This is a genomic window from Vibrio nigripulchritudo ATCC 27043 (assembly GCF_000222685.1).
GTDB lineage: Bacteria > Pseudomonadota > Gammaproteobacteria > Enterobacterales > Vibrionaceae > Vibrio > Vibrio nigripulchritudo.
In genome coordinates this window covers 36134-58921 of sequence record NZ_AFWJ01000223.1, presented here as the reverse complement: position 1 = coordinate 58921, position 22788 = coordinate 36134, and the positions used below count along the sequence as shown (strand labels likewise).

The 22788-nt window shown below is 46.7% G+C and carries 29 protein-coding genes; 12 read left to right on the top strand and 17 right to left on the bottom strand.

Going from position 1 to position 22788, the window contains the following annotated elements; translation table 11 throughout:
- Positions 1 to 140: 140 nt before the first annotated feature.
- Entirely contained in the window at positions 141 to 1514 is a 1374-nt protein-coding gene (locus RH89_RS15750; RefSeq protein WP_004404065.1) for a nicotinate phosphoribosyltransferase, read from the top strand.
- Positions 1515 to 1602: 88 nt separating this feature from the next.
- Here RH89_RS15750 and RH89_RS15745 read toward each other — a convergent pair whose 3' ends face one another.
- The 3 genes from RH89_RS15745 to RH89_RS15735 form a co-directional block, all read right to left on the bottom strand.
- Entirely contained in the window at positions 1603 to 2382 is a 780-nt protein-coding gene (locus RH89_RS15745) for an SDR family NAD(P)-dependent oxidoreductase (RefSeq protein WP_004404064.1), read from the bottom strand.
- 229 nt (positions 2383 to 2611) lie between these two features.
- Complete coding sequence (locus tag RH89_RS15740) at positions 2612 to 3118, bottom strand: GNAT family N-acetyltransferase (RefSeq protein ID WP_004404062.1); 507 nt, start codon at positions 3116 to 3118, stop codon at positions 2612 to 2614.
- A 12-nt stretch (positions 3119 to 3130) separates the two neighbouring features.
- Complete coding sequence (locus RH89_RS15735; RefSeq protein WP_004404061.1) at positions 3131 to 3850, bottom strand: class I SAM-dependent methyltransferase; 720 nt, start codon at positions 3848 to 3850, stop codon at positions 3131 to 3133.
- 153 nt (positions 3851 to 4003) lie between these two features.
- Between RH89_RS15735 and RH89_RS15730 the strand changes: the two genes are divergently transcribed.
- From RH89_RS15730 to RH89_RS15720, 3 genes are all read left to right on the top strand, one after another.
- On the top strand, positions 4004 to 4912 hold the full coding sequence (locus RH89_RS15730) for a DoxX family protein (RefSeq protein WP_004404060.1): 909 nt from the start codon (positions 4004 to 4006) through the stop codon (positions 4910 to 4912).
- A 315-nt stretch (positions 4913 to 5227) separates the two neighbouring features.
- Entirely contained in the window at positions 5228 to 5752 is a 525-nt protein-coding gene (locus tag RH89_RS15725) for an RNA polymerase sigma factor (protein ID WP_004404058.1), read from the top strand.
- Positions 5749 to 6315 (top strand): hypothetical protein, encoded by a 567-nt coding sequence (locus RH89_RS15720; protein WP_004404056.1) that lies wholly within the window; start codon positions 5749 to 5751, stop codon positions 6313 to 6315. The genes RH89_RS15725 and RH89_RS15720 overlap by 4 nt, the downstream gene beginning before the upstream one ends.
- A gap of 4 nt (positions 6316 to 6319) precedes the next feature.
- On the opposite strand, the gene RH89_RS15715 is transcribed toward RH89_RS15720, so the two are convergent.
- The 7 genes from RH89_RS15715 to RH89_RS15685 form a co-directional block, all read right to left on the bottom strand.
- A complete protein-coding gene (locus tag RH89_RS15715; RefSeq protein ID WP_004404053.1) occupies positions 6320 to 6787 on the bottom strand; it encodes an ASCH domain-containing protein in 468 nt (155 codons plus the stop codon).
- Between the two features lie 9 nt (positions 6788 to 6796).
- Complete coding sequence (locus RH89_RS15710) at positions 6797 to 7336, bottom strand: GrpB family protein (RefSeq protein WP_004404050.1); 540 nt, start codon at positions 7334 to 7336, stop codon at positions 6797 to 6799.
- 70 nt (positions 7337 to 7406) lie between these two features.
- Positions 7407 to 7979 (bottom strand): NAD(P)H-dependent oxidoreductase, encoded by a 573-nt coding sequence (locus tag RH89_RS15705; RefSeq protein ID WP_004404047.1) that lies wholly within the window; start codon positions 7977 to 7979, stop codon positions 7407 to 7409.
- A gap of 57 nt (positions 7980 to 8036) precedes the next feature.
- Positions 8037 to 8390 (bottom strand): MerR family transcriptional regulator, encoded by a 354-nt coding sequence (locus RH89_RS15700; RefSeq protein ID WP_004404044.1) that lies wholly within the window; start codon positions 8388 to 8390, stop codon positions 8037 to 8039.
- Between the two features lie 17 nt (positions 8391 to 8407).
- Positions 8408 to 8806 carry an NUDIX hydrolase gene (locus RH89_RS15695; RefSeq protein WP_004404039.1) on the bottom strand — a complete coding sequence of 133 codons (399 nt, stop codon included), beginning with the start codon at positions 8804 to 8806 and terminating at the stop codon, positions 8408 to 8410.
- 3 nt (positions 8807 to 8809) lie between these two features.
- A complete protein-coding gene (locus tag RH89_RS15690; RefSeq protein WP_004404035.1) occupies positions 8810 to 9274 on the bottom strand; it encodes a GNAT family N-acetyltransferase in 465 nt (154 codons plus the stop codon).
- Complete coding sequence (locus tag RH89_RS15685) at positions 9249 to 9500, bottom strand: hypothetical protein (protein ID WP_004404031.1); 252 nt, start codon at positions 9498 to 9500, stop codon at positions 9249 to 9251. Before RH89_RS15685 ends, RH89_RS15690 begins: the two co-directional genes overlap by 26 nt.
- 141 nt (positions 9501 to 9641) lie before the next feature.
- Here RH89_RS15685 and RH89_RS15680 point away from each other — a divergent pair, with 141 nt between their 5' ends.
- The 7 genes from RH89_RS15680 to RH89_RS15650 all read left to right on the top strand — a co-directional run bounded on the left by RH89_RS15680 (position 9642) and on the right by RH89_RS15650 (position 15212).
- Positions 9642 to 10520 carry a Fe(3+) dicitrate ABC transporter substrate-binding protein gene (locus tag RH89_RS15680; RefSeq protein WP_004404028.1) on the top strand — a complete coding sequence of 293 codons (879 nt, stop codon included), beginning with the start codon at positions 9642 to 9644 and terminating at the stop codon, positions 10518 to 10520.
- Between the two features lie 15 nt (positions 10521 to 10535).
- Positions 10536 to 11570: a FecCD family ABC transporter permease gene (locus tag RH89_RS15675; protein WP_004404026.1), complete on the top strand. Its 1035-nt coding sequence runs from the start codon at positions 10536 to 10538 to the stop codon at positions 11568 to 11570.
- Positions 11567 to 12544, top strand: coding sequence for an iron chelate uptake ABC transporter family permease subunit (locus RH89_RS15670; RefSeq protein ID WP_004404023.1), 978 nt, complete (start codon positions 11567 to 11569; stop codon positions 12542 to 12544). Before RH89_RS15675 ends, RH89_RS15670 begins: the two co-directional genes overlap by 4 nt.
- Before the next feature lie 4 nt (positions 12545 to 12548).
- Positions 12549 to 13346: an ATP-binding cassette domain-containing protein gene (locus RH89_RS15665; RefSeq protein ID WP_004404020.1), complete on the top strand. Its 798-nt coding sequence runs from the start codon at positions 12549 to 12551 to the stop codon at positions 13344 to 13346.
- Positions 13347 to 13596: 250 nt separating this feature from the next.
- Entirely contained in the window at positions 13597 to 14430 is an 834-nt protein-coding gene (locus RH89_RS15660; protein WP_004404017.1) for an inositol monophosphatase family protein, read from the top strand.
- 222 nt (positions 14431 to 14652) lie between these two features.
- Positions 14653 to 14937 (top strand): type II toxin-antitoxin system RelB/DinJ family antitoxin, encoded by a 285-nt coding sequence (locus tag RH89_RS15655; RefSeq protein ID WP_004404015.1) that lies wholly within the window; start codon positions 14653 to 14655, stop codon positions 14935 to 14937.
- Positions 14934 to 15212, top strand: a complete 279-nt coding sequence (locus tag RH89_RS15650) for a type II toxin-antitoxin system RelE/ParE family toxin (RefSeq protein WP_004404011.1) — start codon at positions 14934 to 14936, stop codon at positions 15210 to 15212. The genes RH89_RS15655 and RH89_RS15650 overlap by 4 nt, the downstream gene beginning before the upstream one ends.
- Before the next feature lie 49 nt (positions 15213 to 15261).
- On the opposite strand, the gene RH89_RS15645 is transcribed toward RH89_RS15650, so the two are convergent.
- From RH89_RS15645 to RH89_RS15615, 7 genes are all read right to left on the bottom strand, one after another.
- Positions 15262 to 15546: a type II toxin-antitoxin system Phd/YefM family antitoxin gene (locus RH89_RS15645; RefSeq protein WP_004404008.1), complete on the bottom strand. Its 285-nt coding sequence runs from the start codon at positions 15544 to 15546 to the stop codon at positions 15262 to 15264.
- 80 nt (positions 15547 to 15626) lie between these two features.
- The gene (locus RH89_RS30680; RefSeq protein WP_425277039.1) at positions 15627 to 16256 is read right to left on the bottom strand and encodes a DUF998 domain-containing protein; all 630 of its coding nucleotides are present in this window, start codon (positions 16254 to 16256) and stop codon (positions 15627 to 15629) included.
- A 166-nt stretch (positions 16257 to 16422) separates the two neighbouring features.
- Entirely contained in the window at positions 16423 to 17178 is a 756-nt protein-coding gene (cobA, locus tag RH89_RS15635; protein ID WP_004404003.1) for a uroporphyrinogen-III C-methyltransferase, read from the bottom strand.
- A 52-nt stretch (positions 17179 to 17230) separates the two neighbouring features.
- Positions 17231 to 18040, bottom strand: coding sequence for a formate/nitrite transporter family protein (locus RH89_RS15630; RefSeq protein ID WP_004403999.1), 810 nt, complete (start codon positions 18038 to 18040; stop codon positions 17231 to 17233).
- Between the two features lie 111 nt (positions 18041 to 18151).
- Entirely contained in the window at positions 18152 to 18484 is a 333-nt protein-coding gene (nirD, locus tag RH89_RS15625) for a nitrite reductase small subunit NirD (RefSeq protein WP_004403996.1), read from the bottom strand.
- Between the two features lie 3 nt (positions 18485 to 18487).
- Positions 18488 to 21046, bottom strand: coding sequence for a nitrite reductase large subunit NirB (nirB, locus tag RH89_RS15620; RefSeq protein WP_004403995.1), 2559 nt, complete (start codon positions 21044 to 21046; stop codon positions 18488 to 18490).
- Positions 21047 to 21289: 243 nt separating this feature from the next.
- Positions 21290 to 22069, bottom strand: coding sequence for a GNAT family N-acetyltransferase (locus RH89_RS15615; protein WP_004403993.1), 780 nt, complete (start codon positions 22067 to 22069; stop codon positions 21290 to 21292).
- A 149-nt stretch (positions 22070 to 22218) separates the two neighbouring features.
- Between RH89_RS15615 and RH89_RS15610 the strand changes: the two genes are divergently transcribed.
- Complete coding sequence (locus RH89_RS15610; RefSeq protein ID WP_004403989.1) at positions 22219 to 22767, top strand: hypothetical protein; 549 nt, start codon at positions 22219 to 22221, stop codon at positions 22765 to 22767.
- Positions 22768 to 22788 lie beyond the last annotated feature (21 nt).

Here is a 22788-nt window from a genome sequence, read left to right as displayed (position 1 = left end):
AAACGGGCACAGCTCAGAGTCTTCTCAACATGACTTGCGATTCATAACCGAGATACACATAATCGAGCTCAACCTATTTGTTTAACTTTTGTTTCTAAGCCGTTAGGGTCTGTTGACCTAGACTGGACAGGTATAGTTTCATGAACATCATTTTGAACACCGATTCGTACAAAGCCTCCCATTACCTTCAATATCCGCCAAAAACAGAATTCGTATCCAGTTATATAGAATCCCGCGGTGGTGAATACCCACAAGGTGTTTATTTCGGTTTGCAGATGTTTCTTGACCAGTATTTGTCGAAACCTCTTTCTCAGGAAGACATTGATGAAGCGAAAGCCGTATTGACCGCACACGGTGAACCCTTCAATGAAGAAGGCTGGCAATACATTCTGGATACGCACAAAGGATACCTGCCCGTTGAAATTCAGGCGCTTCCCGAAGGCAGTGTCGTGCCTGCCCGTACACCGTTGGTGCAGGTTCAGAATACGGATCCAAAATGCGCCTGGCTAACCAGCTACCTTGAAACCGCGTTATTAAGGGCTGTCTGGTACCCGACCACCGTCGCCAGTAAATCTTTTGCTATCAAATCCATCATCCGACGTTATCTGGGAGAGACTGCCGACAGCCTTGATGGTTTGCCATTCAAACTGCATGACTTTGGCGCTCGTGGTGCCGCAAGCAATGAGGCAGCTTCCATTGGTGGGTTGGCACACCTTCTTAACTTTATGGGCACAGATACCGTCTCTGCTTTGGTTTACGCAAGACGTTACTACAACGAAGACATTGCGGGCTATTCTATCCCGGCGGCAGAGCACAGCACCATAACGGCATGGGGGCAGCAAAACGAAAAGCTAGCCTACCAAAACATGCTTGAGCAATTCGCTAAACCCGGAAGCCTGGTGGCAGTAGTCAGCGACAGTTATGACCTGTTCCATGCGATAGACCATATCTGGGGCGACGAACTAAAAGAGAAGGTAGAACAAAGTGGCGGAACCTTGGTTGTTCGACCAGATTCAGGGAACCCTGTTGAGATCGTCGCGCAAACCATCGAGCGATTGATGGCGAAATTTGGCGAGAGCAGAAATTCGAAAGGCTTCCGAATGCTGCCAGATTGCGTGCGCGTTATTCAGGGTGATGGTATTTCCAAAACCACCATCGAAAGCATTCTGTCGGAGCTGAAATCCAAAGAGATCAGTGCAGACAACTTGGCATTTGGTATGGGTGCAGAGCTGCTGCAGAAGGTAAACCGAGATACCATGAAGTTTGCCATGAAAGCCTCTGCCATTTGTATTGATGGTAAATGGCACGACGTCTACAAAGACCCAGCGACCGACCCAAACAAAGCGTCTCGAAAAGGTCGCCTAGCCGTAATCGAGGCATCAAACTGGGAAACGGTTCGTGAAGATGAGTTGAACGGTCGAGAAAACGCACTTCAGGTTGTGTTCAAAGACGGTAAGGTACTAAAACGCCACACACTTCAGGACATTCGCGAACGTATCCAAACCTACGTCTGATTGATTGTAATAACGTGACTTGGTGTTGCCACAACTAATTGTGGCAACACCTCTATACTCCCCCGAGCCTGTGAGCAGACACAGATGATCAGTGGAAAGTAAATCCACCATCCACATTCACCGCCTGACCCGTTACGTGCTCTGCCTGAGCAAAATACACCGCAAGCTTGCCCATATCTTCCGGGGTTTGACCTACACCTTGAGGGATCAGAATGTCTTGATGGCGCGCCCAAGATTCTTCCATGGTTTCACCTTCCAGTTTCCAACGCTCAGCTAACCCGTCCGGTCCGTACCACATGGCGGTAGGCACAATACCCGGACAAATCGCATTCACTGTAATACCTGTACGTTGCATCTCTTTTGCCAGCGAATTGGTAAACCCGACCACTGCAAATTTCGATGCGCAATAGTGCGCCAAATCAGGGAAGCCTTCTTTTCCCGCAATAGAAGCGACATTAATAATCCGTCCGCTTCCCGCTTTTTTCATGGCGGCAATTTCGGCTTTGCAACACAAGAACACCCCTTTGGCATTCACGTTGTTCACAAAGTCCCAGTCTTCTTCAGTTAATTCTTCAACAGACTTGATACTGAGTACCCCTGCATTGTTTACCGCTATATCCAACGTTCCAAAGCGTTCGACGGCTTTCGATACCATACTTTGCACATCTTCCCATTTTGAAATATCACTTTGCAGAGCCAGTGTCTCAACGTCATAACCAGTCAGCTCTTTTGCCGTCGTTTGGGCGTTGTCGACATTGATATCGGCGATCACTAAGTTGCAACCGAGTTTGGCAAATTCCGTTGCGATGCCTTTGCCAATTCCTCTCCCCGCACCTGTCACAAGCACTGTTTTTCCTTTCAGAGACATAAGATTTCCTTTCTGTTTATTGGTTTATTCAAAACTCAATAATCAAAAAGTGTTCCGGACAAGATGGTCTAACAGCCCATTAATAAATAAAGAGTTAGAAGAAAAATGAAATCTATGTGGTGTTGCAGGGAGAAGTTAGATGCAACAGGTGTGGCATTGACGGAATCAAAGGTGAGAAATGGAAAGTAGAAAGAAGATCATAAAACTTATGACCTTCATAATCAGCTAATTAGAGTGAGAGCGTAAATATTCGATCCGCATACATTTTCCCGCCGATTTCATAGGCATCGGGAACGGTTTCTTTCAATTCAAAACCATTTTTTTCAAGAACGCGTTCTGAGGCGACGTTTCCTTCAGATACTATGGCTCTGAACTGAGTAAGTTGGTGCTCACTTTCTGCCCATTTCAGTAATGCTTTAAGAGACTCAGTGCCATATTGTTTTCCGTGAAAGTCCGGCAGTAACAAGTAACCTACTTCTGCGATGCCTTTATCCATAAAGAAACCGGTCACGCCAATAGACTTTCCGGACGCTTTTTCACGAAGTACCAAACAAAGCCAAGCTTCTGATTCAGGCGTCCACTCAGGCAATCGGGATTCAAACTGTCGTCGGATATCGTCTTCCTCTGGTGCATCAAAACACAGTGCGATCACCGAAGGGCTAGTGAGAAGCTCTCTAAACAGCTCCCAATCTGATTCGGTAATAGGTGACATAGAAAGACGAGACGTTTGAATCATAGAATTTCCTTTTTATGATTGAACTAAAGATTGCCTGTGTTGGCACTGAATAAACATAAACTGGGGTTTGGTTTTTAATCGGTGGTATCGGTCTGGTGACATCTCTTTCACCTTTTCTGTTACCTGCCCTTCGGTAAATTGGGAAACCACAAGACCGCTTTGAGTGATGGCGGCGAAGCTTTCGGTTAAAGAACGGCGATAGAAAGAGACTTCAACAGGCTGGTTAAGGGTATGCCATTCCTCTTCGATCAGTTCGCACTGGAAGTAATCGCCACTTGGTGACTCAGAAAAGTCCACCATAGGGTGATGGGTAGAAAACACCAGTACACCCGTTGGTTTGAGTACTCGGGCGCACTCTTTAAAAAACGCCGATAAGTCCTTGAGATAATGAACCATAAGCGGGCATACAATCACATCGGCACTTGCCGCTTTTTCCTGGGGCAAACCAAGCGATAGATCCTGAGCGTAAGCACGAACCTTTTCACCAAACCGCGACTGGACAAGCTGGATCATCTCAGAAGACAGATCCACGCAAGTGACGTTAGCTGCCCCAGCTTTTAAGAAATGGTCTGCGTATTCGCCGGAACCACATCCCAAATCCAATACGACTTTACCCGTCACATCGCCGACCAACGCCAGCGTAGATGGACGCTCGAAATTGGCATTGTAGATATTGTCTTCCACAGCCTTGGCATACTCTTTTGCATGTTTGGTGTACATATCGAATTTCATAAAACTTCCTATGGGATAAGCACTTAAAGCCGGTGACGAGTAAAGAGTTCAACAAGACTATCGCTTTTTTCAAATTCAGTGCAATCAAAACTTTCGCTGATTCGTCTTACTAATGAAGTGCAAAATTTTCACTCATTAAAGAAGAGAATCAATATGGAACAAAAACACTCAGTTTTTGCGCAAGCTGCGCTGTTTCTTCGTTTAGGGTTGGGGACCGTCTTTGTGATTGGCGGGCTGTCTAAGCTCAGCCTTCTGCTTTCCTCATCAAAACAGGCGGGTATGGTTGCCAATTATATGGGGACAACCGGATACATTAATGAACTGTTTCAGGATTATTTATTCAGCAACGGAGTGTTAACGCCTTGGTTCTTTCTAACTTCACTTTCAGCGTTTGAGCTGGCTTCGGGCATTGCCCTGATTATTGGCTTTATGGTTCGCCCGCTTGCCCTTTTTTACGGCTTACTTTTATGGACGTTTGTCTTTTCTCTCCCGGTGGACACGGTGCCCGGAGCATCGGTGGGCGTGAAAACCTATACGTCTCCCGCAATATTCGTTCAAATCCGTGATATCAGCCTTTCCGGCATGATGTTCGTGCTGTTTAACCTCGGAGCAGGAGCGAGGAGCTTTGATTACCGACGAAACTTGGGTAATCACACAACACCAGACTGGGAATCCCTCGGGTTGCTATTGCGATTCTCCCTGGGTTTGACGTTTATTGTGGGCGGCTTTTTTGGCACTTACGCCAAAATCCCTACCTTTGCGACACCGCAGATCATTCTGGCTGTCATCGGGGTGGTGTTGATATTCGGCAGAGATCAGCAAATCAAGGCTGCCGGAATAGCGGTAATCGCGGTCATGCTGTGGTTTATGGTAACCAAAATCAGTGTCGACAAAGGCATTATCGCCAACTTAAATGGTTTTAAGCGGGAATTTGCACTCGCCGCGGCGGGTCTTGTTTTAGTAAGGCTTGGTGGGGGTAGCCGTTTTACCTACCGCGATGTATTCCATCGAGCTAAGCGCACACTGAAACCCAATAGTCTGCCTGATTCACCGATTGTGTAAGGAGCTGCCATCGCCTGCGGGTACACGCCCGCAGGCGAATACACTAGGGTCTGTTGACCTTTCGCGGTTAAATTTTGTTCGAGTTCTATGCGTTTTAATCGCGGCGCAAGGTCTTTAGCTTAGTCATTCTAAGCAAATACCTTGCAACAAAGAGTAAAGCGCATAGAACCGAACCCTTTGGGCAGCATTTGTGGCTCCTTTCTACTGCGTTACCGCTTATTGATGTAGAGCGACTACACCGAATAAGCGCTGCCTTGTATAAAGAACCCACAAATTGCTGCAAAAATCAGCTCGAAAGGTCAACAGACCCTAAATATGTTTGGTTTATTTAAACGCTCGGCAAATCCGACTTTAGACAAAGCGCTTCTTAACCAGCTCTATCGCTATGCGCTTTCGCTTTGCCACGACGAATCGCAGGCTCATGACTTGGTGCAGTACAGTTGTGAAAAAGTACTCACAGCCAAAGTCGAACCAACGCAAATCAAGCCTTATATGATGAAGGTCATCCGGCATGCATTTATCGACCAATATCGGCGAAAACAATTCGAACTGGTTAAAGACGACAGTGAAATTTTAGAGACGATTGAAAAAGAGAGTGATGTGCTGAAATCAATGGAAGACATCGCCATTGATGAACAACATGTTGACTGGATTTTATCCCGGGTCACACCGCATGAGCGAGAACTGCTTTACCTGTGGGCAGTAGAGGGCATGAGCGTTCAGGAAATCGCTGAGATGACCGATACACCAAAAGGTACTCTGCTTTCAAGACTGAACCGACTCAGGAAAAGAATCACGACAGAATTTAACCACCTCCAAGATCAGGAGGCACAGCAATGAATCAGAAACCATCAGACAAAAAGCTCAAACAGGGCGTTAAGCAGTTTTATAAGAGCCAGCATCTTTCTGAAGATCAGCTGGAGGTGCTGCTGCATAAAACATCAAAGCCCAAAAGCACTTTACCGTGGCAGCGAGTCGCCATCGCAGCCATGTTGCTGATCGCAGTCTCGTTATTCTTCCTGTTTCCGACCAAAAATCACTATTTGGATATTTCCTCAGAAATTGCCTACAACCATAACAGCCAAATGCAAATGGAAGTGATGACAAGCTCCTTATCGGGTATTCGCACGTATCTGAACCGACTAGATTTTTCGCTGACCTCTTCTCAGCATCTTCCCACCAGCCAGTGGCAAGTGATTGGGGGGCGCTATTGCAGTATTGAAGGTAAGCTCGCGGCACAAATCAAAGTAAAACACCTGGAAACCAACGAAATCTATACCCTGTATCAGGCACGTTTGCCTGATTCGTTAGAATCCGGAGTGAAGCGATACACCACCGATATTGATGGTGTAAACGTCACACTATGGGAAGAAAACGGATTGCTGATGGGGCTGGCGAACTGAAAAGCTAAACCGGAAACACTTTTTCAAAGTGTTCCAGCACCAATTCTGAATCCTCATTAAATTCAGCGCCGACTTCCCTGGCATATTGGGTAAAAAACTCGACATGCGCTTTGTGCCAGTGGGCATAGGAACGATCGCCTTCCCCTTCAGCATAAGCAAACTCTTCCGTCACTTGGTTAAACGGAGAGAAAGATACATCGGTCAGCTTAACAATGCATACTGGCTCTTCTTTCCAGTTCAATACAATGGTTAGCCTTCCAACCACCGGCAGCGGCTCATTTTCGATATCATAGCCTTGCTTCAGGCTGCACGATGCGGTTTTGATACTCTCATTAATCAGCCGAGCGCACTCGTTCGCATTGTACTCATCAGCACAAAAATACTCGGCAGTAATTTGAGGGATGGTCTCTCTTTCATGTTGCGGGAGCGTTTCAAGGTATTGGTTTAGAAAGGCTTGTTGTTCTGGTGTCATGGTTTTCCTTCATCTGATGCATTGTTGTTTTCGTTGCTGGCAAACGCTTGCAACAAACTCGGTCTTCGTGTCCGTGTAATCATCAATGTGACGATTAGTACTTGCTGCTTGAGATTTTAACTTGGAATAAGCGCTTCTTAGTTCAGCGCTGTTTATTAACTGATTTCGAAAATACATTAAGTCGTGCCATAAATCAGATTCAAAAGGCATGACATGTAAATAGTGAGTCTTAATCAGGTAGCTGTCATCGGTAAATTTGGCAAAAACGACTCGATCAGACATCTCAACTTTTAGCCTCAGAAATCCGATCGCTTTTAATTGTAATTCCAACTCTGGATTCAAATCACTAAATACACTGATCCCCAAAGCGATATCAATAATTGGTTTTGCACGTAACCCTTCAATCGCGGTACTACCAATGTGTTGAATTCGAGATGTATGAACCTTTGTCTGAGCAACCAACTCCTGTTTGACTCGCTCAAACTCTTTCTTCCAATCAGAATCGTAATCAGCGAGCACGACTTCACTGTGAGCTAAACCTAGAGTCACCTTTTCTCCTTCCTGATAAATCTATTTCATGTGAGGGAACTCTATTGAGACTCCCCCTTTTGCAGTGACTTTATAAACCCGTAGCACCAAGTTCGCAAACGAGTTTTAACCACTCATCTCTTTGCGATTTATCCGCACCAATCACAGAACCAATAAGCGTGAGTTTTGCGGCTTCCATACCACTGAATTGCAGCGTAAAACGATCCAGTTGTTCAATCACGGGCTGGGCTTGCACCTCGACGTAGTCGTGCGGGGCATCCATGGTTAAAATTAAACGAGACGTTTTCCCTATCAGCAGTTGCTTGGGCTCTGCACTGCCTTCCTCGAATTTAAACGCAAATCCGGGCAAGAAAGTTCGGTCGAGTAACCCTTTGAACTTAGCTGGCAAACCACCCCACCAGATAGGGGAAACTATCACAATATGATCTGCCCATAAAACCGATTCCTGAAAAGATTCCAAACTAGGTTCTAACGGCTGAACATCATCGTATCCACTGTCCAGGCTGATGTTAAAGTTCATTTCAGCCAGATTGATACGTTTAACCTCGGCTTGCTCTCGGGCTTGTATTTCATAGCTGTCTGCCAGTGCATGAGAAAAGCTAGACGATTTTGGGTTGGCGTCGATTACTAAGATGTTTTTCATTGTCTGACCTCGTTCAGTAAAGAGGTAGCTATTACATCTCTGCCCTTAAGGTCAGAGTCAACGACTTTTTGGGCAAGAATCTATGGCTGAGATACAACCATCAATTTTTTCTATATTTTTCATAACCCTAGTGAGTTCCTGTTGCAGATTATTTTTTATCTCTAACAAGAATACATGCACTTTTTGCCAATCAACTTCACCATCTTGGTAAGTGATCACCCCTTTCAATTGTGCCAAGGTTACGCCTAATGATTTGGCTTCAACAATAAGCTGAAGTACTTCAAGATCCGTCTCTGAATAAATACGGTAGCGCCCTCGACGCGCAGGAGGCTGAATCAGTCCCTTATCTTCATATAACCGAATGGCTTTTGCCGATAAACCCGTGTGTTTGGATACTTGTCCTATTAGCATTGATACGCCTTATTTGTTCAGTCCAGGTACTTTGTCAGTGTTTGCTGAATAAACTGAATGTCTGATGGAAAGAAGTCGTTCAAAGGCAAGTTTTTCGGTTCCATCCAAAAAAACGTTTGTTGTCTTTCAGGATCAGTCGCGATTGGCTCATTGTGAGTGTCTTCGGACAGAACCACATAGAAAATGTCGCCACCAAACTCGTTTTTCCCAATTTCGACTGCCAGTTTCGAAACCGACTCCAGTCCAGTCTCTTCTCTGAGTTCTCGGATAGCCGCTTGTTCACCGGATTCTCCCTCGTCTACAGAGCCGCCAGGAAACTCAATAACCATGCCTTTGCCGCGTCTGAAACGTTGCTGAACCAAAACCTTTCCATCTCTGACGACTACTGCCATTGCCAGGTGTCTTTCGTTACTCATGTTTCACTCCTGCACTATTTGATAAAGATGCCCGCTTTCATGATCATTTTGATAAGGCTTTTGTTTCACCCACCCCAGCGACTGAGCGACTTTCAGGCTGGCGATGTTGTTTTCTGCAATAAAGATGTGAAAAGTCGACAGGTCATAACGCCGGGATAACTGGCTAAGTGCCAGTTGGCACATCTGTTTTGCTAACCCTTTTCCCCAAAACTTTTTGCGGATGAAATAACCAAAATCGCGTTTCCCTTCGATAACTTTCATGCCACAAAAGCCCACCAGCTCTCCCGATTTTGTGCATCGAAATGCAAAACGATCCTGCTCGAAGAGAGCGGATTCAAGCCACCCTTCCGCTTCTGCCAGAGTGAGTGCTCTGCGAGGACCTAAAAAGCGCATCACCTCTGGGTCGGTTAAGAGATCAAATACGTTGTCTTTGTCGGAATTATTAAGCGTGGTGATCACTGTGTCCATCGAAGCCTTTTACATCCATTGTCATTTGCACTTCAGTAGCAGGATTACCACTGGCTAGAATTAAGATATCAGATTCAATACGTTGCGTAACTTCAAAGCCCATTCTTTCAAAGATAGATACATTTCCCGCCTGAGCCACACGCCATAGGGAAAGCCTTGACGCGGAAGCATAATTTTTAATCACTTCCTTGATCATCTTTCCGGCATTACCATTTCTACTCCGCATGAAAAGTTGGTCTCCTTTTTCGCTCTGTCGGGTCACTATTCTGAACAAAACCTACTTCTTTGCCACTTATCGTTAATGATAATAATTATCAATCATGATATAGGTATTGAGTTATATCTTTAAAAAAATAAAGGACACATCATGTTTAAGAAATGGCTGTTTTCCATTTTGCTTGTGCTTAGTACCCCAGTTTTAGCAACCATTGAAGTCAAGGACGAGCTTTCTACTCTCACGTTAGAAAAAGCACCTCAACGCGTCGTTGCACTGGAGTTTAGCTTTGTCGACGCTCTGGCCAACCTCAACATCTCCCCAGTTGGTGTGGCGGATGATGGCGATGTGAATCGAGTCATTGAGCCGATTCGCGACAAGATCAGTGACTGGACATCCGTTGGTTCCCGTTCTCAACCAAGTTTGGAGGTTATTGCTTCTCTAAAGCCAGACCTGATCATTGCTGATGTAGAGCGTCATGAAGCCATCTACGAAGACTTAAAACGCATTGCCCCTACTCTTATCCTGAAAAGCCGCGGCGAAACTTATGAAGATAACCTAGCCGCAGGCATCAAAGTCGCAGCCGCTTTTGACAGAGAAGCAGAGATGCAGAAAAAAGTGAACGCACACAACCAACGCATGGATGAAGTTGCGGCGCGAATCAATAAAAAAGCGACTGTGATGTTTGCTGTGTCCACGGCTAAGGGCGTTTGGATGCACGGTCCAAAGGCATACGCTGGCGGCGTTGTTTCTCGCTTAGGTCTTAGCTCCCCAATCACCGAAGATAACGGAAAAGCCTACATCAGCACTACTCTGGAAAACCTTGTCAGGCTGAACCCTGATTACTTCCTGGTAGGCGAATACGGCACTGAAACAACGGTAGACAAGTACAAAGAAAATCCACTTTGGCCAATGATGACCTCCGTGAAAAACGAGCAATACGTCGAAACCGATGCCCGCTTGTGGTCGCTGAATCGCGGTATGATCGCGGCTGAAATCATGGCTTCTGAAATAGAGCACCTGCTTAAATAAGCTTGCTTAAAAACAATGACAGGTTCGTTCTCTTTTTCTGAAAAGAGCGCGATTCGTACCTCTGTGGTATGTTTCGCGCTTTTTTCCCTTTTGCTGTTTGGCGCAGGCTGGTCTTTGATCAATGCGCCAAGCTTTCCCATGAACTGGAGTGATGTTTCCGACTTCGTGCTGCAACAAGACGGAAACGCCATTCATCAGCAGATTATCTCTTCGATTCGGCTTCCTCGCACATTGACCGCATTTTTGGTGGGTGCAGGTTTGGCAGTGGCAGGGCTACTGATGCAGTCGATTACCCGAAACCCGCTTGCCTCCCCGTCTATCCTTGGCGTCAGTGCCGGAGCAGCATTCGCTTTTGCCTTTGCTTCCACCGGGCTTTTACCCTGGTTAGCTGGCGTTCCGATTCTGGTGGTCACTTTTGTTGGTGCCGCTTTATCCGGCACGTTGGTTTTCTTTCTTGCCGGGTTGCACACGGCAAGACCACATCCTCTGCGCATTGTGCTGGCGGGCATTGCCCTAAATTTCCTGTTTATTTCACTGACTCGTGCTGCGGTGATTTATGCCGACGAAAACGCCTACGGGGTCTTACACTGGCTGACCGGTTCAGTGGCAAACACCGACTGGGAAGACACCAACTTGGTAATGCCTTGCGTACTGATTGGGCTGTTCGTCTCTGTTTATCTCTCTTTTCAGCTGAACTTACTGAAAATGGGTGAAGAGATGATGCGCTCTGTTGGTGGCAGTGTGTTTAAAGTGCGAGGGCTCGCCTGCTTTGTGATTGTGCTGCTCATCGCTGGTTGCGTGAGCGTAGCGGGCCCCATTGCTTTCATTGGTTTGATTGCTCCACACATCGCCTTCTTTTTGGTGGGTTCAGACGTGCGTTATCAATTGCCTGTCGCCGCCTTACTTGGGGCAAATCTGGTACTCTTTTCTGATATTGCCAGCCGCTATATTTCTCCTGGACAAGAAAGCCCTGTCGGCATCATCACCACTTTGTTTGGTGCGCTCTTTTTCCTAGCATTTGTGCGTTTTAAGCTGGGGAGGCAGTCATGATTCGCTGGTATTACTGGGCGGTTATTCTGGCTTCAGTCTGGTTGCTTTTTGCGGTCTGGCACATCAGTGCGGGCGCAGTTTCTATTTCAATGAACGACATTTGGTCGACACTGACAGGCGCGTCAAACGAGCACGAATTTACGCTATTCGGGTATCGGATTCCACGAATGATCGTCGCCTCATTGGTTGGAGCCGCATTGGCGCTTTCTGGCTTACTGGTTCAGGGCGTTGTCAGAAACCCATTAGCCTCACCTGACATTCTGGGCGTCACCTCGGGCGCGAGCTTTGCAGTGGTGCTCACTAATATCTTCTTTAACGATCTGCCCGTTCATTGGCTCCCCTTTGTTGCGCTGACTGGCGGTGCCATTTCCACGCTTCTGCTGTTAGCACTTGCCAAAGACATGCTCAATCGCCCAGCCGCTTTTGCACTAATTGGCATCGCCCTTGCGGCGGTATTCTCTGCGGGTATCGACTTTTTATTAGTGAGTTTTCCTTTGGAAATCAACACGTCTATGGTCTGGCTGACGGGTTCAGTCTGGGGGAGAAACTGGTCCCACATTCCGCCTCTTATCTTATGGCTTTTCGTGTTGATGCCTTTCGCCATCTACCTTGCCTACAAACTCGACATATTAGGGCTGGGGGATGAAGCCGCTCACGGGCTGGGAGTGAAAGTTCCGTTTGTTCGGTTGCTCACACTGATCATTTCGATTGCGCTGGCATGCGTTGCGGTATCGATTTGCGGCAACATTGGATTCATTGGTCTTGTAGCCCCTCATGCAGCAAGGATGATGGTAAGAGGACGCCATTTGGCAATCATCCCTTCGACTTTGTTGATTGGGGCGATTTTGCTGCTGAGCGCCGACCTCTTCGCCCGAATACTTATGCCCCCCATCGAGTTACCAGCCGGGGTGCTCACTGCCTTTATTGGTGCGCCTTACTTTATTTATTTACTCAGCCGCTACAAGAATTGGTAAACACATGAAAGAGATAGCTGCATTTCATGCAATGAATGTGACCTTGGGCTACCAAGACACCACCATCATACAATCGATGACTGCATCGATTAAAAAAGAAAAACTGACGGCTCTGATTGGTCCGAATGGCTGCGGTAAATCGACATTCTTGAAATCGTTGGTACGCCTGCTGAAACCGTCGAACGGGCAGATTCAGCTCTATGATGAAAAGCCCATTCATCAGTACAAAGACAAAGAGTACGCCAAGTACGTATCGCTTCTTCCCCAAACGCCTATTGTGCCGGAAGGTGTCACAGTAAGAGAGCTGGTCGGCTATGGTCGAGCTCCCTACCTCAACACATTGGGCAGGCTTACCAAAGAAGACAAACAACGAGTGGAAGACGCCATGGTAGAAACAGGCACAGAAACACTCGCAGACAGGCGTGTCGATGAGCTTTCAGGTGGTCAGCGGCAGCGCGTATGGATAGCCATGGTATTGGCTCAGAATACCGACATCATTCTGCTGGATGAACCGACCACGTATCTGGATTTGTCGCACCAATATGAACTGCTCCACTTACTGGTAAAGCTAGTGAAACAAGGGAAGACCGTCGTAGTTGTGCTCCACGATTTAAGTCAGGCTTGTCGCTATGCCGATGAACTGATGGTAGTAAAATCGGGCGAGCTCTACGCTCAGGGAAGCCCAAAAGAGGTGTTCACGGAAACCATGCTGGCTGAAGTTTTTGATCTGGATGCCCGGATTATTGACGACCCAGAATCCCACACCCCGATGGCAATACCCAAGATCCCGTCTTTAAGCTAATCAAACCCACTCTTCAATGGAAAACGCCGCATTTCGATAATAAAAGATTGCGGCGTTTTAGTTATCAAACGTGACGCTCAATTTTCACTTCGCAATTAACGCTCAAAGGTAGCGTTGTCATCGAATTGAGACATTCCGCTTAACCTTTCCGAGATACAATAAGTCATCCACCTCACCCAAACTTTCAAGCCCAAACGAACACGATCAGGTTAAAACCAATAATTGATTGGAAAAATAAATAAGGACATTTATGAATATTACCCTCGATACGGCAAAGGCATTAGTCGGAGCCGCCCGAGAAGTCGCGAAAAAGGAAGTGATGCCCTATTTTCGCAAAATGAGCCAGCTGTCTGTAGAGAGTAAAAGTTCCGCCTCGGATCTGGTCACCACCGCAGATAGGAATTCCGAAAAACTCCTATCCATGAAGATCGCTGAAATCTTGCCAGAAGCGGAAATCATCGGTGAAGAAGCGGTAGAGAATGATCCCAGCTTGCTAAACAAGATAAACACTGCCAGTCAGTGCGTGATCATTGACCCTATCGACGGCACTTGGAACTTCGTAAAAGGGGTTCCGGTATTTGGAATTATTATTGCTGTAGTAGAGGGCGGAGAAACCGTCTGTGGTATTCTCTATGACCCAGTGATGGACAACTGCACTTACGCCGTAAAAGGGAAAGGGGCGTATCACATCGCATCAGACGGAGAAGTCACACCCGTTTATTCCGCAAAACCAACGGACAGTTTTACCGAAATGGAAGGGTTTGTACCCGCTTTTTCATTTCTGCCCAGTGAATATAACTTCATGTTTAAAGATTTGTCTCAGTTTGAGCGAATCAACACCCTGCGTTGCTCCTGCCACGAATACAGAACACTCTCCGAAGGTGGAGTTCACTTTGGAATATCCGGCTCACCAAAGCCTTGGGACAACGCCGCTGGGGAGCTCGTCTTCAGAGAATCGGGTGGCTACGCTGCAATCCTAGAAACTGGCAAAGCCTACAAACCCGGATCTGATAACAAAGGAATCCTGCTTCTCGCACCAAACAAGGAAAATTGGCAGAAACTGCAACAGCATTTTCTTGGGTAGGGTTGGCTAGGGTAAATTACGATATTAAGTAGGTGACTTTATAGTTTGATATAGGTTGGCTGCTGATGCAGCCAACTGTCACAACAGCCCATAACTTGAAGTTCTGTAGATTTTTGACAGCCAGGGAAATCCATGTAGCTACATCCGTTTAAATGACTTGTTGGTTGTTCACGTCAAAGGCTAGTGCTAACATTTGTACACACACTAACAAAGGAATACATCATGGACACTAGAATTCAGTTTCGTGTTGATGAGGAAACAAAACGCTTAGCTCAGCAAATGGCTGAAAGCCAGGGTCGTACATTGAGTGATGCTTGCCGAGAACTTACTGAACAACTCGCTGAACAACAAAGAAAAACACTGTCTCACGATGCATGGCTAACTGAACAAGTAAATCTAGCATTTGAGAAGCTTGACTCAGGAAAGTCGGTTTTCGTTGAACATGAATCGGCTAAATCTCGAATGGAAGAACGCAAAGCCAGAATCCGTAACCGAGGTAAGCAATGATTTTATGGGAAGAAGAGTCACTTAATGATCGTGAAAAGATCTTTGAGTTTCTCTATGACTTCAATCCTGATGCAGCAGAAAAAACCGACAGCCTCATTGAAGCAAAAGTAGAAAACTTGCTTGAGCAACCTCTTATGGGCGTGCAAAGAAACGGAATCCGTGGACGTTTACTCATTATTCCTGAGGTATCAATAATCGTACCGTACTGGGTTGAAGGCGAAGTTATCCGCATTCTGCGTGTGCTCCATCAAAAACAAAAATTCCCTACAGATTGATTGCTCCCTCTGAGGCGCTAGTAAATGACATGAATTCCCCCCAAACTTACTAGGGTCTGTTGACCTTTCGAGCTGATTTTTGCACCCATTTTGATATTTTGTCCTTAGCTTCTTCATGACTAACCACTTTGTCATCAACTAACGCTCGCTCGCCTCGTGCAATCCCCTCAATAATTGCCAAACGGTTTTGCATAAACTCGTAATCTTCAACATCAACCAAATATGCCAATGGTTTACCGTGTTCGATAATTAAGACGGGTTGTTTAGTGTCGTGGAGCTCGGCAAGGATCTTAGTTGTTTGACGTTTTAGTGATGTGACTAATTCTACTTTCATAAGAGCTGCTCCAGACGAATACTAAAGTGATGCTATTCTGTCACTTTGAGTATAGTAAGCTCGATGCCAACCAAGAGCTGTTATCTATTGTCACGCGAGAAAGGCTCATATGTGTCATGCAAGTACTTACTCAAACTGTGTCCAAGAAAAATAAGCCATATATATACTATAAGCTCTAAGATACGTTGGTTTAGCCCCACTGTTTTTGAACTCGGATCTAAGCTTAAGAATGCTAACAGAGCCACTATCGCAGCTGTATAACCAGTAAATTTAAATATCTTCGATTTTGACCACGACATAGAACCTGAAGATAGACAGAATATTGCCATGATCCCACATAGATAACCGGGAAACGCAGAAGCCATATGAATGTTATGAGATATTGTTGGTGTATCGGGTCGGCACTCAAAGTCGCATGGAAAAAACGCGGCTATGCCAAGAGTAATACCGTAGATTGCAATGAACATAAGTCCGATAGTGTTTAACTTTGTACGGGGTAGTACGGAGTAGCTAATAAGTACAAAACCAAGTATGAACAATTCCGTTGGGATAAAACCCAAATAGTTTACGTAAGCCCCATGAGGCGCTCCTGTTGCACCTAACTCACTTATAAACTGAGAAATATGGCTGTAATCAGGGTAAAAGTAACCAGCGATGAAAACCGTACTGGTAAACCAAATGAAACTAAAGATAGGTAAAACTAATAGCAAATATCTACTGTTCAAAATGCCCTTCCTTGTTCATTTATTTAACAGTCAATATATATTACATGTCCCTATTAAATTAATGGTTAGAATCTGACTGAATTTCATCGAATCTCACTATTAAAAACGCCGCTTCTTTCGAAAGCGGCGTTAGTATTTTACAGCCTATTCATCATCGCCATTTCAGCTTCTGATGCAAACGTGTGACTTCTCCCACCACAATTAAGGCAGGGCTTTGGGCTAACTTTGCTGTGTTGGACAGGTCTTTTAGGTCGCACTGCCACACTTTCTGATCTGCTGTGGTGCCTTTCTGAATAATGGCGCAAGAAGTGTCTGCCGATAAGCCGTGGGTGATCAGGTTGTCCATGATGTTGCCGCTTTGTTTCAGCCCCATGTAGAACACCAGCGTGTTATTTGGTTGGGTCAAAGACGCCCAGTTGATAGGTTGCCCATTCTTTTGCAAATGCCCAGTGATGAACTGCACGCTTTGGGCGTAATCTCGATGCGTAAGAGGAATGCCTGCATAAGAGGTCGCACCCGCTGCGGCGGTAATTCCGGGCACTACTTCGAACCCAATCTGGTTTTCTGCCAGCGTTTCAAGCTCCTCACCGCCTCGACCAAAGATAAAGGAGTCTCCCCCTTTTAGTCTTACTACGCGTTTTCCCTCCAGCGCTTTCTCTACCAGAATCTGGTTAATCTGCTCCTGAGGCACGCAGTGATAGTCGAGCTTTTTACCCACGTAAATCTTCTCGGCATTGTCACTTGCCAGCGCCAGAATGTCTGCCGACACCAATCGGTCATACACCACCACTTCGGCTTGCTGAATCACACGATAGCCTTTAACAGTAAGTAAATCAGGATCACCGGGTCCCGCTCCGACCAGCGAGACAAAACCAGTATTTGATGAAGAATTAGAGAGACACGACATAAAAGACTCCACACATAGACGATCGCCCCGGTGGTCGGGGCGAAAAAGAAGATTAAGCGTTGCGCGCTGGCTGGGTTTTGGCGTGAGTGATGTACAGGCTCATACCCGTAATCAGCAATCCACCCACCAGGTTACCCAACGTGACCGGAATCTGGTTCCAGATAAGCCAGTCAGCAATGGTGAAGTCTGCGCCTAGCATCATGCCCAGTGGGAACAGGTACATGTTGACCACGGCGTGCTCGAACACTAAGCCGAAAAAGATAAAGATAGGGAACCACATCGCCAGCACTTTGCCGCTGACCGATTTGGACACCATGGCACCCACGACACCTAGTGATACCATCCAGTTACACAAAATGCCTTTAACAAATACGGTAATCCAGCCGTCTAAGCCATGCTCAGCAAAACCGACAGAGCGCGCAGTAGACGCTTTAATGAAAGCTTGACCGACTGCACCCGGATCCATGCTGAAGTTCATAGTGAAAGTCAATGCCACCAGAAACGCCACCGAAAGCGCACCAATTAAGTTGCCTAGCCCCACCAGCAGCCAGTTGCGCAGAATGCCCGCTTTGGTGACTCCCGGGCGCTTTTCAAACAGAGAAAGTGGTGCCAACGCAAACACGCCCGTCAGCAAATCAAACCCCATCAGGTTCAGAATACAGAAGCCAACCGGGAACACTAACGCGCCCACAATAGGCATACCCGTTTGCACGGCTGTGGTAATAGCGACGGCAACCGCTATCGCCAAGATGGCACCAGCCATAATGCCGCGAATCAGGGTGTCCCGAGTCGACATAAACACTTTGCTTTCGCCAGCGTCGATCATGGTTTGAACAAAGTCAGCAGGTTTCACGTAAGACATACTCGTCCTTATTCCTTAAGAAATTAAAAATTGAATAGACGAAGGCTCCCAGAGCTTGTTTTTTGGCTCGCCTAAGAAGCCTTCTTGCTATGCAATCTTGAAGGGCGTGATTTAACTGGTTGCCACTTCAACAATCCCGCTGTTCACACGCGCCGGATACGCTTTCACGCTAAAGCGTTCATCTTCCATGCAGGCACCGGTTTTCAGGTTGAAGCGCTGCTTTTTCAACGGGCTTGCTACCCATAACTCACCCTGATGTTCGGCTATAAGCCCTCGGGAAAGCACGTTGGAATGAGCAAAAGGATCGGTATTGCTGATCGCCAGTACGCTCTCTTCTTCGCTAGGGCGGAATATCGCCACTTGCTGCCCCTGGACCAAAGCACATACGCCTGTACCCGGAACAATGTCATTGATATCGCAGATAGTTTCGAATGCTGTTGTCATGGATTAGCCCTCCAATTCCACGTGAAGAATGTCGCCTTTGGCTTCCGGATGTTTTTCTGTGAACGTAGCCGGGCGGTGCTGATCCCTTTCAGGCACAAACACCACATTATCGTCACGCAGATCCGAGTTAATGAAGTGTGAGAAGCGTTTAAGCTGCCGATCATCGTTGATGGTGTCTGTCCACTCACAGCGGTATTCCGCCACCAGCTTGGTAATGTCTTTTTCAAGCTGTTCGTTGATACCCAGTTTGTCGTCGACAATCACTTCTCTTAAGTAATCAACACCGCCTTCCATGTTTTCCAGCCACACAGAGGTGCGTTGAAGTGGAGCAGAAGTGCGAATGTAGAACATCATGAAACGGTCGATGTAGCGAATCAGGTTTTCTTCGTCTAAATCCATCGCCAGAAGGTCGGCATGACGAGGCTTCATACCACCGTTACCACATACGTACATGTTCCAGCCTGCGTCTGTGGCGATAATGCCCAAATCTTTACCTTGCGCTTCAGCACACTCACGGGTACAGCCAGACACACCAAATTTCATCTTGTGCGGGGTGCGAATACCTTTGTAGCGATTCTCGATGCGAGAGCCTAAGCCAACGGAATCCTGAACCCCGTAGCGACACCATGTTGAACCAACACAGGTTTTCGCCATGCGAAGGGCTTTGGCGTAGGCTTGACCTGTTTCAAAGCCAGCCTCAATCAGCTTGCGCCAGATCTCTGGTAAATCGTCTTTCTGAGCACCAAACAAACCGATACGCTGGGCGCCAGTCACTTTGGTGTAGAGATTGTATTCTTCCCCCACTCTTGCCAGCGCCGCCAGCGCCTGAGGAGTAACTTCTCCCCCCGCCATTCGTGGGATCACCGAATAGGTGCCGTCTTTCTGAATGTTTCCCAGGAAGTTGTCATTGGTGTCGTGCAGTTTGACCAATTGCGGTTTGAGGATGTGTTCACCCCAGCAAGACGCCAGAATAGAGCCGATAGCAGGCTTACACACTTCACAGCCGTAGCCTTTGCCGTGTTTGGCAAGCAGTTCATCAAAGGATGTAATCTCTTCAATGCGAATCAGATGGAACAGTTCCTGACGAGAATAAGCAAAATGCTCACACAGATCGTTTTTCACTTCGATGCCGGATTTCGCCAGCTCAGCATTCAGAACAGAAGTGACAAGCGGAATACAGCCGCCACACCCAGTGCCAGCCCCTGTTACCGCTTTAATGTCTGCCAGCGTGTGGTGCCCTTCCGCAACCGCTGTGGCGATCTTGCCTTTGGTCACATCGAAACACGAACAGATCACTGCGCTTTCAGGCAGGGCATCGGCTCCCAGAGACGGTTTTTCAGCGCCTGCATGCGCAGGAAGAATTAAAGTGTCTGGGTGTTCAGGCAAGTCAATTTCATTAAGCTTCAGTTGAAGAAGGTCACCGTAATCTGAGGTATCCCCTACCAGCACCGCACCCAGCAGCGTTTTGCCGTCTTCCGATACGATGATGCGCTTGTAGACTTCCTCTTCTTCATTCTGGTAAACGTAGCTTTTGCAGCCCGGTGTGCGCCCATTGGCATCGCCAATGGAACCAACTTTCACACCCAGCAGTTTCAGCTTGGCACTCATGTCTGCGCCTTCAAATACGCTCTCATTGCCAACCAGGTGATCCACTGCCACCGTCGCCATTTTGTAACCCGGAGCGACCAGACCATAGAAGGTTTGGTTCCATGAAGCGCACTCGCCAATGGCGTAAATACTTTCATCTGACGTCTGGCAATAGTCGTTTATGGCGATACCGCCGCGAGGCGCGATTTCCAACCCCATCTGCTTAGCCAGTTTTTCTTGCGGACGAATGCCTGCCGAGAACACAATGAAATCGGTTTCCAACTCTGTGCCATCAGCAAAACGCATCACATTGCGCGCATAGCTGCCCTCTGGTGCGATTTCTAAGGTGTTTTTGCTGGTGTGGACTTGAACGCCCATGCGCTCAATTTTGTTTTTAAGCTGTAAGCCACCTTGTTGATCAAGCTGTTCTGCCATCAGAACGGGTGCAAACTCCACCACGTGAGTTTCTACGCCCAAAGCCTTAAGTGCGCCAGCAGCCTCCAAACCAAGCAATCCGCCACCAATAACAACACCGCTTTTGCTGTTCTTGGCACACGCCTCAATGGCTTTCAGATCTTCAATGGTTCGGTATACAAAGCAGTCTTTGCTTTCGTGACCTTTGATGGGAGGAACAAATGGGTAAGATCCGGTGGCGATGATCAGCTTGTCGTAAGCGATCTCGCGGCCAGAGTTTGAATACACAATTCGATTTTCTCGATTGACGTTGATGGCGCGTTCGCCCAGCAAGATGTTAATGCCGTGCTTTTCATAGAAACCTTCTTTAACCAGAGAAAGTTCGTCCGCTGTGTGATGAGAGAAATACGAAGAGAGGTGAACACGATCGTAAGCGACCCTCGGTTCTTCACAGAAAACCGTGATGTCCATTTCCGCGACATCGGTTTTCTCTACCAGGTCTTCGATGTAGCGATGACCCACCATCCCGTTGCCGATCACAACCAGCTTCAACTTGCTCATAAGACTTCCTGATAATTATTTTGTTAACTGAGCGCATTGTTGATTGTTAATGGATGTGAACACATGATGTAAATCAATTACAAAATAAAACTACCCTAAAGGGGTAGATGGTGGTGCTTAACAAGCTCTGCAAAGGTTAAATGTATGTTTATGACGTAAACTGTATGGAATAAATTGAGTATATTTGTAATTAAAATCGGTAATAAAAGAACACAATTTCACTTATATCCAATTACCCACCATTTACTCATTTTCATTTTTAGGCGTGTAACTATAAGGCGTCGTTATCGCCACCAGCTCAAATCCGTGTTTCTGCGCGAAGGGTCTACTCATGTCAGACGCATCGATGGTCAGATAGCGAATACCTTTCGATCTGGCTTCATTAATTCTCTGGTGCAACAGCGCGGTGTAGCATCCTTTCCCACGGTGGGTTTCCAGTGTACTGCCACCCCAAATTCCTGCAAACGGGCTGTCTCCATTGTAGGTAATCCAACCGGAACTGACGGGCTGCTCACCGCTGTACACCATATAGATTGAAATCTGATCGGGCTGCGTCTGCTTAAAGTTATTCAGATAGTCAAAATGCTCGCTAAGGTCTTCTTTCCATACCTGTTCCTGAACCCAAATGGCGTCTCGAATCCCCTTCTCATCAGTCACTTCTATCACTTGTTCAGGAACTGGAAGATGTGCTTCGATAGTCGTCAGATCTAACACCATAAAGGACTCAGGATCGTCGGCGACAAACCCTTTCTCCACCAGTCGCTTGGTAATGTCACTTGGGGAGTCATAATCGTAAACTTTCCATTCGAAGCTTCGGTTCAGCTTTCGGAAATATTCCATTTCCTCTTCAATCGCTGCATCGGCACTCCTTTCGTCTAAATCGAAGTAGGCAATCAGGCTGCCGCCAGATTGTTCTGAGACCAGTCGAACAACCTTCCCTGTATCGAATTTTTGGTAGCCCGTTAAGTTGATATCAATTCGCTCAAACTGGTTGTACTGCGCTCTTACTGCTTGCTTATTCATTTTGTCTCTCATTAGGCTTAATCTGGCAGCTCACTATAAAATTGGAAGTATTGGCGAAACTTTAACATCCAAATGTTGACCATTGAGTCAATTAGCATCAAACATGGAGTATAACCGCCACACATTTCACCGTTGAAAAGGAGCATAACGTGAAAGCTCTAAATACTTTATTACTGTCTGTACTGCTCGGGTTCTGTTTCTCTGCCAGTGCTGCAACTCAGCCATCTTTGAGCACTCTTGTCGGAACCTGGGAGATGGAAACGCAGGTCCTGACCGAAAAAGGGGCTCGAGTACCGACCCAAGCGAAGATTCTGAATGGAAAAAGCCGCTTTACCATTCATCCCACAAGTGAAAGCCCTTACTTCTTCACCATATTTAGCTGGTGGAAAATCACCAGTCAGGATCCCAAGGCGACACATACTCCAGAGCACGGGCTGACTTTTTTCGGTTCAAATACGCTCTTGGCGACACAGTGGCACAACGAGCCTCGGTTAAAAGCTGTCACCACCAACGAGACCAAAGTGTTTGATTTCAAGTTGCTGGATAACGGCAAACTGAGCTTTGTGATGTATGAAACACCAAACTGCGTCACCAGCAAGTGCGAACACCAGAACGTCGTAACCATTACCCGTGGAGTGGCAAGCAAAGTTTCTCAGGAACCGTTAAATCAGGCACCGGATTGGTATCCTCAGCTTTAAAGCTGAGTTTACATTGTAAAT